4 protein-coding genes are annotated in these 3,589 nt (G+C 62.9%); all 4 read right to left on the bottom strand.

What is annotated here, in order from left to right:
- A partial coding sequence (locus tag EN884_RS29625; RefSeq protein WP_128360903.1) for a substrate-binding domain-containing protein occupies positions 1–774 on the bottom strand: 774 nt, incomplete at its 3' end.
- 64 nt (positions 775–838) lie between these two features.
- Positions 839–1,753, bottom strand: a complete 915-nt coding sequence (locus tag EN884_RS29620) for a sugar phosphate isomerase/epimerase (RefSeq protein WP_013530826.1) — start codon at positions 1,751–1,753, stop codon at positions 839–841.
- Between the two features lie 55 nt (positions 1,754–1,808).
- Positions 1,809–2,894 carry a Gfo/Idh/MocA family oxidoreductase gene (locus EN884_RS29615; RefSeq protein WP_063168538.1) on the bottom strand — a complete coding sequence of 362 codons (1,086 nt, stop codon included), beginning with the start codon at positions 2,892–2,894 and terminating at the stop codon, positions 1,809–1,811.
- Between the two features lie 35 nt (positions 2,895–2,929).
- The coding region (locus EN884_RS29610) for an ABC transporter ATP-binding protein (RefSeq protein ID WP_164895230.1) at positions 2,930–3,589 on the bottom strand (660 nt) is incomplete at its 5' end.

Here is a 3,589-nt window from a genome sequence, read left to right as displayed (position 1 = left end):
GGATTTGACGGCTTCCGCGGTTTCCTTGGAATTGCCCCAGCCGACGACCGGGATCTTGCCGGCCGGCACGCCGGCGCCGTCGAACACCCGCTTGACGCTGGCCGCGACGGAATCGCCAAGCGCGATGATCGCCGGCGGATTGTTGGCCACCATGTAGTCGGTCATCTTGGCAATGATGCCGGCCGGGTCGGTGCCGCAATCGACCACATCATATTTGATCCCCAACGGATCGAAGACGCTGGCGATGCCTTCGGTCTCCAGCTGCTGATAGCTGGCGCCGGGCACTTCCACCGGCAGGAACACCTTGTCGCCCTGCTTCACCATCTTGTGGTCGACAAGATACTTGGCCCAGATGACCCCCGCCTCCTTGAGATCGGCGCCGACATAGGCCTGCCGTCCGGTCGCCGGATCGTCTGTGTTGAAGAACACGATCGGGATGCCGGCTGCCTTGGCCGCCTTCACCTCTTCCGTCCACAAGCCCGGCTGGGCCGACGTGGTGGCGATGCCGTCGGGCTTGGCCGCAAGCGCGGAATTGAAGGCCTCCTTCTGCGCCGCCATGTCGCCGCCGCTGAATGAGATCTTGCAGGTCACCTTGAGCTGGTCGCAGGCTTTGGTCGCGCCGGCATTCCAGTCCAGCCAGAACGCATCCGACGGACCGCCATGCGACAGCAAGTAGAACGTCTTCTGGCCATCCTGCGCCATTGCCGGCGCGCTCAACGAGACGCCGGCGAGCAGCGTTACGGCAGCCGCCAGTTTCAATGCGAATTTCAACATTTTTTCTCCTCCCTTACTTTGGAACCGAACCGCGCCGCCGCGAACCAGCGGCGCGAGAAGGCCGTCACAGACCGTTGGCGCGGAACTTCCCGTCGAGGAATTTCTTGGCCCTCGGCACGTCGTCTTCCGAGAGATGCTCGATGATCACCGGGATGTTCGGATGCTTTTCCGCCAGCCGCTGGAGATAGAGGTCGTAGTTCAGCGAACCGAGGCCCGGTGCCGGCAACTCGATCTCACCGACGCCACGGAATGTATGGCTCTCCAGCGCGTCCTCGTCGCCGATATCGGCGTGCTTCTCGGACTTGTCGCCGCCCGAACGCTTGACGTCCTTGGCGTGAGCTATTCTGATCTTGTCGGTCAGCGTGTCGAACACCTGGTTCAGGATCTGGTCCATCCTGTCGATGTTATGCGTCTCGAAATAATTGGTCGGGTCCATCAGCAGACCGAGGCCGGGGTGATCGACCTGCGCGAACATCTTGACCGTCTCCTCGACCGAGCCGACGACGTTGTTGACATAGGTTTCGAGCAGGAAGACCGCGCCGTGGTCATAGGCCGTCTGGGCAAGGTCGGCGACCACCTTGCGGCATTCCTCGAACCCTTCCTCGGTCTTGTTCTTGGGGTGATGCACCCAGTCGGATTCGGTGTTGTAGGTGCCGGTTTCCGAGATCACATACGGGCTGCCGAAATGGCGGGCGTTGCGGATGATCTCTTTGAGGTAGCCGACGCGCTTGTCGCGCTCGGCCTTGTCCGGGTGGATGATATTTGTGTAGCCGGAAATGCAGCACACCGGCAGGTGATGATCGCGGAAGACGTCGCGCACCTTCTTGGCCTTGTCCTTGGTGATCTGCCCGGCCGACAGGTCGACATCCTTGAAGTGGAGGTCGAGTTGCACCGTGTTGAAATCGAGCCCGCGGATCTTCTTCGCCGTCTCTTCGAGGCCGTACGGGAAATAGCCCGTGAAAATACCTGCCTGCATCATGGTGTGAATTCCTCCCTGTAAGCGATTCAGTTGTTTGGTGTTTCAGCTGCGGTGATCAGGTAGCGATTTCGGAAAGCTTGACCGTGCGGGCCTCGTCGATCGAGCGGTAGCCCGCCTCGACCAGCGCCATGGTCTTGACGTTGTCGGCGACCGACAGCGCCGGCGGCGTGCCGGTCTTCACCGCGTGCTGGAGCTGCTCCATCACACCGATAAAGGCATGCGGGAACCACATCGTGTCCCAGCTCGGGCTGACCCATTCGCCGCCGGTCGTCTCGGTCGAAGCGTAAGTCAGCGTCGAGGCAGCGCCCGTCGGCCAGCCGATGGTGCCCTTCGCGACCCCCTTGCTGCCGTCGACGCGCCAGTTGATGTGCTGGTCGTCCTTGTAGCCATCCTGGCGCGGACCCGACCAGACATCCTCCAGCGACACGGCAAGCACGCCGGACGGGAAGCGCAGCGTCGACACGGTGATGCCGTCGGAGTGGTCGAATGTCGTGCGCGGGTCTTTGCGTGTCAGCGTGGTGATCTCGTCGGGATCGCCGAACAGGAAGCGCAGCACGTCGAGATGATGCACGCTCATATTGGCGAGCGTCAGCCGGTCATAATCCTCGAGAAAGCTCTGCCAATGCGGGATGGCGTGCATGTCGATCTGCGCGAAGACGATGTCGCCCAGCGCGCCGCTGTCGATGATCTGCTTCAAGACGCGCATCGATTGGTCGTAGCGCATGTTCTGATTGATCGAGAGGATCTTGCCGGCCTTGGCCGCCTCATCGCGCAGCTTGACCGCTTCCTCGACTGACAGCGCCAGCGGCTTCTGCGCCAGGATCGCCTTGATATGCTTCTGCCTCAGCGCGTGACGGATCAGCGCCGGCTGCAGGTCGGGCGGGAAAGCAAGGTCGATGATCTCGACATTTTCGTCCTCGATCAGTTTTTCCGGTGTGTCGTGGACGGTCGGAATGCCCCAGCGCGTCGCCACCTTATCGGCGCTGGCCCTGGTGCGCGAGGCGATTGCCACCACCGGGAACCCGGCTTCCTTGTAGGCGGCGAGATGGCACTCGGCCATGATCATGCCTGCGCCGACACAGCCGATCTTGTATTCCTTCGTGCGGACCTTCACGTCCGGCTCGAAGCCTTTGCTTGCCATCTCTTCCTCCCGAAACTCTTTCCTTGCGGCGGCCGTCATCGTGCCAACGCCCCGCCGCTCTGTTCGAAATAATGCACTCTGGCCGGCTCGCAGGATATCGCCACCATGGCATCCGGCCGGATGTCGGGCTGGCCGCGCAGCAACGCCTTCAGCCGCGCCTGCCCGGCAGCGAGCGTCACCACGGTGTAGCCGCCAAGCGGCTCGACCTCGAACACTCGCGCCGGGCGGCCCGGGCCCCCGTCCGCCCACGGTCTGACCTTGATGTCCTCCGGCCTCAGCCCGATCTCCACGGCATCGGCGGGCGCTGTCTTGTCGTCGATGCGGATCGTGCCTTCAGCCGCTTCGACACCGCCCTCGCCACGCGCCGATCTGAGGATGTTCATCATCGGCGAGCCAAGTAGCCTTGCCACATAGGTGCTGGCCGGGCGGTCGTAAATCTCTGCCGGCGTACCGATCTGCCTGATCTTGCCGTCCTCCAGGATGGCGATGCGATCGGCGACCGACATCGCTTCTTCCTGGTCATGCGTGACGTAGATCAGCGTCTTGCCGAGTTCGCGCTGGATGCGCTTCAGCTCGACGCGCGTTTCTTCGCGCAGCCTGGCGTCGAGCGCCGAGATCGGATCGTCCATCAGATAGGCATTGGGATCGCGCACCAGAGCCCGGGCGATCGCCACGCGCTGCCGCTCCCCGCCCGA

This window comes from Mesorhizobium sp. M7A.F.Ca.AU.001.01.1.1, from assembly GCF_004022735.1.
Classification (GTDB): Bacteria; Pseudomonadota; Alphaproteobacteria; order Rhizobiales; family Rhizobiaceae; genus Mesorhizobium; species Mesorhizobium ciceri.
The sequence above is the reverse complement of the archived record's forward strand: the minus strand, read 5'-3'. Positions and strand labels throughout refer to the sequence as shown.

What these genes read in the sequence shown, in the direction of transcription:
- EN884_RS29620 (WP_013530826.1), bottom strand. Translation starts at nt 1,753, where the DNA reads ATGATGCAGGCAGGTATTTTCACGGGCTATTTCCCGTACGGCCTCGAA.
- EN884_RS29615 (WP_063168538.1), bottom strand. Translation starts at nt 2,894, where the DNA reads ATGGCAAGCAAAGGCTTCGAGCCGGACGTGAAGGTCCGCACGAAGGAA.